The 7087-nt window shown below is 72.7% G+C and carries 2 protein-coding genes; both read left to right on the plus strand.

Translation table 11 applies throughout. The annotated features are described in order from the left end of the window. Nucleotides 1–111: 111 nt before the first annotated feature. On the plus strand, nt 112–837 hold the full coding sequence (locus tag ACZ4A5_RS31445; protein ID WP_467591756.1) for an acyl carrier protein: 726 nt from the start codon (nt 112–114) through the stop codon (nt 835–837). A 49-nt stretch (nt 838–886) separates the two neighbouring features. Continuing rightward, nucleotides 887–7087, plus strand: a 6201-nt coding sequence (locus tag ACZ4A5_RS31450; protein WP_467591759.1) for a type I polyketide synthase, incomplete at its 3' end; no start/stop codon positions are given.

The following is a 7087-nucleotide window of genomic DNA, read 5'->3' on the forward strand; positions in this document are numbered from 1 at the left end:
TTGAGTGGTCTGTCGGTGGGTTGGGGTCTGTGGCAGACGGCCGGTGGTGGCATGACCGGTGGGCTCAGTGATACCGATGTCGCTCGTATGGGCCGTGTCGGTGTCAAGGCGATGAGCAGCGAACACGGCCTGGCCCTCCTCGACGCGGCACACCACCATGGCCACCCTCACCTGGTGGGGCTCGACCTCGACCTGCGGACCCTGGCCACGCACCCCGTGGACACCAGGCCCACCCTCCTGCGCGGCCTCGCCACCCCCGCTCCGGGCGCGGCGGGCCGGCCGACCGCGACGGCGGGCGCGCGGCCCGCCGACCTGGCGAGCCGGCTGGCCACGCTGCCGGAGGCCGAACGGCACCGCACGCTGATCGGCCTCATCCGGGAGCAGGCCGCCACCGTCCTCGGGCACCACACCGACAGCCTCACCACGGGCAGCACCTTCAAGGAACTCGGATTTGACTCCCTCACCGCGGTCGAACTGCGCAACAGGCTGTCCGCAGCCACCGGCCTGCGCCTGCCCGCCGGGCTCGTCTTCGACTACCCGGACGCCGACACCCTGGCGGAACACCTCGGCGGACAGCTCGCCCCCGACGGCGGAACGCCCACCGGGCAGGAGGCCACCGACTCGGTCCTCCGCGACATGGCGAAGCTCGAGCACACCCTGTCCTCCGCGCTCGTCGAGCACCTCGACGCCGACGCGGTCACGGCCCGCCTGGAATCCCTCCTGGCGAAGTGGAGGGCGTCCGGCGCCGTGCCCGACTCCGGCAGCGCCAAGGAACAGCTCCAGGTCGCCACGACCGACCAGGTGCTCGACTTCATCGACAAAGAGCTGGGTCTGTGAACCGACCGTGCACGGCGCGACTACCACGCTGAAGGCTGGGTGAACTCTCATGGCGAGTGAAGAGCAACTGGTCGACTACCTCAAGCGGGTCGCCGCCGAACTGCACGACACGCGGCAGCGGCTGCGTGAGGTGGAGGAGCGCTCCCAGGAGCCGGTGGCCGTCGTCAGCATGGCCTGCCGGTTCCCCGGCGGCGTCGGGTCGCCCGAGGGTCTGTGGGAGCTGGTCGCCGGGGGCGGCGACGCCATCGAGGGCTTTCCCACCGACCGCGGCTGGGACCTGGAGGGCCTCTACCACCCGGACCCCGACCACCCGGGCACCTGCTACGTACGCGAGGGCGGATTCCTCAGCGGCGCCGACCGGTTCGACTCCGGGTTCTTCGGCTTCAGCCCACGCGAAGCCCTCGCCAGCAGCCCGCAGTTGCGCCTGCTCCTGGAGACGTCCTGGGAGGTGCTCGAACGGGCGGGCATCGATCCCACCACGCTCAAGGGCAGCCCCACGGGCGTCTACGTCGGCGCCGCGACCACCGGCAACCTCACCCAGGGCGACCCCGCGGGCAAGGCCACCGAGGGCTACGCGGGCAGCGCGCCCAGCGTCCTGTCGGGCCGTGTCTCCTTCACCCTCGGTCTCGAAGGCCCGGCGGTGACCATCGAGACCGCCTGCTCCTCGTCGCTGGTCGCCATGCACCTGGCGGCGCAGGCGCTGCGGCAGGGCGAGTGCGACCTGGCGCTGGCCGGTGGTGTGACCGTGATGTCCACGCCCGAGGTGTTCACCGGCTTCTCGCGGCAGCGCGGCCTGGCCCCCGACGGCCGCTGCAAGCCCTTCGCCGCGGCGGCCGACGGCACGGGCTGGGGCGAGGGTGTGGGCCTCATCCTGCTGGAGCGCCTCTCGGACGCGCGCCGCAACGGCCACAAGGTCCTTGCTCTCCTGCGGGGTTCGGCCGTCAACCAGGACGGGGCCAGCAACGGCTTCACCGCGCCCAACGGTCCCTCGCAGCGCCGCGTGATCCGGCAGGCGCTGGCCGGCGCCAACCTCTCCACGTCCGAGATCGACGTGGTGGAGGCGCACGGCACCGGCACCAAGCTCGGCGACCCCATCGAGGCCGAGGCGCTCCTCGCCACGTACGGCAAGGAGCGCGCGGACGACCGGCCGCTGTGGCTCGGCTCGGTGAAGTCCAACATCGGCCACACCCAGGCCGCCGCCGGCGTCGCCGGCGTGATCAAGATGGTCATGGCGCTCCAGCGCGAACTGCTGCCCGCCACCCTGCACGTGGACGAGCCGACCCCGCACGTGCAGTGGGAAGGCGGCGGTGTGCGGCTGCTCACCGAGCCGGTTGCGTGGTCGCGGAGCGAGCGGGTGCGCAGGGCCGGGGTGTCCTCCTTCGGTATCTCGGGGACCAACGCGCATGTGATCCTGGAGGAGGCCCCGGAGCCGGCTTCCACCGAGGAGACGCCGGAGCCCGCTCCGGGAACGGTGGTGCCCTGGGTCGTGTCCGGGCGCACCGGCGACGCGCTGCGGGAACAGGCCCGCCGGCTGGGCGCGTTCGCCTCGGAGGACTCCTCCCTACTGGACGTGGGCTGGTCGCTGGCGACATCGCGCTCGGCCTTCGAGCACCGGGCCGTGGTGCTGGGGCAGGACCCCGCCCGGACGATCGCGGGCCTTGCGGCGCTGGCGGCGGGTGAGGTTTCGCCGGATGTGGTGTCCGGGGTGGCCGGCGACGTCGGCCCGGGCCCGGTGTTGGTGTTCCCGGGACAAGGGTCGCAGTGGGTGGGCATGGGTGCTCAACTACTGGATGAATCCCCGGTGTTCGCGGCCCGGATCGCCGAGTGCGAGCGGGCGTTGTCGCCGTACGTGGACTGGTCGCTCACCGACGTCCTGCGGGGTGATGGTGGCGAGTTGTCGCGGGTGGAGGTCGTGCAGCCCGTTCTGTGGGCGGTGATGGTTTCCCTTGCCGCGGTGTGGGCCGAGTACGGAATCAAGACCTCCGCCGTGATCGGCCACTCCCAGGGTGAGATGGCTGCCGCGTGTGTGGCCGGTGCGTTGTCGTTGGAGGACGCGGCGCGGATCGTCGCCGTGCGCAGTGATGCTCTGCGGCAGTTGGCCGGGTGTGGTGCGATGGCTTCGCTCGGTGTGAGCCGGGAGTTGGCTGCCGAGCTCATCGACGGCCACGCCGGGGTGGGTGTCGCAGCGGTGAACGGTCCTTCGTCGACGGTCATTTCGGGTCCGCCGGAGCGGGTGGCGGCCGTGGTCGCGGAGGCGGAGGCGCGTGGTCACAGGGCCCGGCTCATCGATGTGGATTATGCCTCGCACGGGCCGCAGGTCGATGAGATCGCGGATCTGCTGACCGAGCGGTTGAACGGCATCGAGCCACACGCCACCGATGTGGCGTTCTACTCCACGGTCACCGCCGAGCGGATCGACACCGGCATCCTGACCACCGACTACTGGGTCACCAACCTGCGTCGGCCCGTTCGTTTCGCCGACACGATCGATGCCCTCCTGGCGGACGGCTATCGCGTCTTCATCGAGGCAAGCCCGCACCCGGTCCTGAACCTGGGGATGGAGGAGACCATCGAGAAGACGGGTGTCTCCGCCACGGTGGTTCCGACCCTGCGCCGTGATAGCGGTGACACGCTTCAGCTGGCGCGTTCCGCCGCGCTGGCGTTCACTGCGGGTGTGGAGGTGGACTGGCGGCGGTGGTTCCCGTCCGAGCCGGCTCCTCGTACGGTCGACCTGCCCACGTACGCCTTCCAGCACCAGCGCTACTGGCTGGCGGTGGACGGCGTCGGTGACGTCCGCGCGGCAGGGCTGCGGCGCCTGGAGCACACGTTGCTGCCCGCGGCACTCGGTCTGGCGGACGGCGCGCTCGTACTGACCGGGCGTCTCGCGGCCTCCACTGCCGGTGGCTGGCTCGTCGACCACGCCGTGGCGGGTACACCCCTGGTGCCCGGCGCGGCCCTGGTGGAGTGGGCGCTCCAGGCCGCCGACGAGGCGGGCTGCCCGACCCTGGAGGAACTGACGCTTCAGGCGCCGCTCGCGCTGCCCGACTCCGGTGGGCTCCAGGTCCAGGTCGTCGTGGGCCCGGCCGACGAGCGGGGCGGGCGGCGGGATATACGTGTCTTCTCCCGGCTCGACTCCGAGGACGCGCCGGACCAGGACGAGGCGTGGGTGTGCCACGCCATAGGCGTGCTGAGCCCCGAGCCCGCCTCCGCCATGGGCGCCGAACCGGGTGGGGCGTGGCCGCCGGCCGGTGCGGAGCCGGTGGAGACCGGAGATCTCTACGAGCGGGCCGCGGCCGCCGGCTACCACTACGGCCCGGCGTTCCAGGGCCTGCGCGCGGTGTGGCGGCACGGCGAGGACCTGCTGGCCGAGGTCGTCCTGCCCGAGGCCGCGGGTGCCCACGACGGCTTCGGTATTCACCCCGTACTGCTGGACGCCGCCCTGCACCCGGCGTTGCTGCTCGACGAGGACACCGAGGCGGGCGTCAGGCTGCCGTTCGCGTGGAACGGGGTGTCCCTGTGGGCCACCGGGGCCACCGGCGCGCGGGTACGCCTGTCTCCGCACCGGGAAGCAGGGGACGAGCCGGGCCTGAGCGTGACGGTGACCGATGCCACCGGAGCGCCCGTGCTGAGCGTGGCCTCGCTGGCGGTGCGCCGGGCCGACCCCGAGCAGCTGCGCGCGGCGGGGAAGACCGGCGCCAACGGGCTGTTCACCGTGGAGTGGACGGCCGTGTCCTCGCCTGTCGAGGAGGCGCACGAGCACGGCTGGGCGGTGCTGGGCCAGGACGTACCGGCCTGGGCCGGAACGGACATTCCGCGTCACGCGGATCTGACAGCCCTGTTGGCGGCGCTGGAGGACGGGGCGCAGGCCCCCGCGACGGTGCTCGTCGAGTCTCCCGCTGCTCCCGAAATCTCGGCCTCCGCCGTCGAAGCACACGGGCGCGCCGTCGCCGAGCGCGCACTGCGTCTCGTGCAGGACTGGCTGGCCGAACCCCGCCTGATCGACACCCGCCTCGTCCTTCTCACCCACCACGCGGTGGCCGTCCCGGCGGCCGACGAGCCGGGGGACGTGGACGCGTCGGCCGCGGCCCTGTGGGGACTCGTCCGCAGCGCCCAGTCCGAGCACCCGGACCGCTTCGTCCTGCTCGATGTCGTGGCCGACGAGGACACCGACCGCGCGGCCGTGGCACGGGCCCTCGCCTCCGACGAGCCGCAACTCGCCGTCCGTGCGGGACGCGTCCTCGCCCCGCGCCTCACGCGCGCCACCGCGACCGACACCGGCACGGACCGCGCCGAGCTCGACCCCGACGGCACCGTCCTGATCGCGGGCGGCACCGGCATGATGGGCGGCCTCGTGGCCGAACACCTCGTCCGCGCCTGGTCCGTGCGGCACCTGCTGCTCGCCGGCAGGCAGGGCCCCGACGCGCCCGGCGCCGACGACCTCGTCGACCGGCTCACCGCCCTCGGCGCCCACGTGCGGATCGTCGCGGCCGACCTCACCGATCAGCGGGCAACCGAGGAACTGGTCGCCTCCCTCGACCCGGCACACCCCCTGACCGGAGTGATCCACGCCGCCGGCGTCCTGGACGACGCCGTGGTCACCGCGCAGACACCCGACCAACTGGCCAGGGTCTGGGCCGCGAAGGCGACCGTCGCCGCCAATCTGGACATCGCCACCCGGCGGCTGAGCCCGGCCCTGTTCGTCATGTTCTCCTCCGCCGCCGGTGTCCTCGGCAACGCGGGCCAGGCCGGATACGCGGCCGCCAACGCCTTCGTCGACGCCCTCGTGACCCGCCGCAACGGCACGCGCGGGGCCGGGACCGGACTGTCGATCGCCTGGGGTCTGTGGGCACGCGACAGCGCCATGACCCGGCACCTGGACGAAACCGACCTGGCGCGGCTGCGCGCGGGCGGCATGAAGCCGCTCTCGGACGAGCAGGGCCTGGCCCTCCTGGACGCGGCGCGCGACGTGGACAGCCCGTTGGTCGTCGCCGCCGGGATCGACGTACGCGGCCTGGCACAGGACACCGCGCCCGCCATGCTGCGGAAGCTCGCCGGGCGGCCGCGCCGCCGGGCGGCCGCGGGCTCCACCGGTGACCCGGCAGCGCTGGAGACCCGTCTCGCGGGCCTCGGCGAAGCCGAACGCCTCGCCGCCGTCACCGACCTGGTACGCGAGTGCGTCGCGGCGGTGCTCGCCTACCCCACACCGGCCGACGTCCGTACCGAAGCCAACTTCAAGGACCTCGGCTTCGACTCGCTGACGGCGGTCCAACTGCGCAACAGCCTGACGGCGGCCAGCGGCCTGCGGCTTCCCGCGACGCTGGTCTTCGACCACCCGACGCCGCAGGCGCTGGCCGCCCATCTGTGCACCCGCCTGGGCGGCACGGCGGCCGCGCCCGCCGCGCTTCCCGTCGCCGTGGAAGCGGACGACCCGATCGCCATCGTCTCCATGGCCTGCAAGTACCCGGGCGGCGTCACCTCGCCCGAAGACCTCTGGAAGCTGGTCGATTCGGGCGTGGACGCGGTCGGGGAGTTCCCCACCGACCGCGGCTGGGACCTGGACCGGCTCTTCCACCCGGACCCGGATCACCCCGGCACCAGTTACGCCGACGAAGGGGCCTTCCTGCACGACGCGGGTGATTTTGATGCCGGGTTCTTCGGTATCAGTCCGCGTGAGGCGCTGGCGATGGATCCGCAGCAGCGGTTGCTGTTGGAGGCGTCGTGGGAGGTGCTGGAGCGGGCGGGTATCGATCCGACGTCGCTGAAGGGCACGCTGACCGGCACGTACGTGGGCGTGATGTACCACGACTACGCGGCGGGCCTGGCGGGCGGCGAGGACCCCCAGCTGGAGGGCTACTCCATGCTCGCCGGCTCGGGGAGTGTGGTCTCCGGGCGGGTGGCGTACACCTTGGGTCTGGAGGGTCCGGCGGTGACGGTCGACACGGCGTGCTCGTCGTCGTTGGTCTCCATCCACTTGGCGGCGCAGGCGTTGCGTCAGGGTGAGTGCGACCTGGCCCTCGCGGGCGGTGTGACCGTCATGGCGACGCCCGAGGTCTTCACCGGCTTCTCCCGTCAGCGGGGCCTCGCCCCGGACGGCCGCTGCAAGCCCTTCGCCGCGGCGGCCGACGGCACGGGCTGGGGAGAAGGTGTCGGTGTCCTCCTGCTGGAGCGTTTGTCGGATGCTCGGCGTCATGGGCATCGGGTGTGGGGGGTGGTGCGGGGTTCGGCGGTGAATCAGGACGGTGCGAGTAAT

It is taken from the genome of Streptomyces sp. NPDC025618, assembly GCF_055558795.1.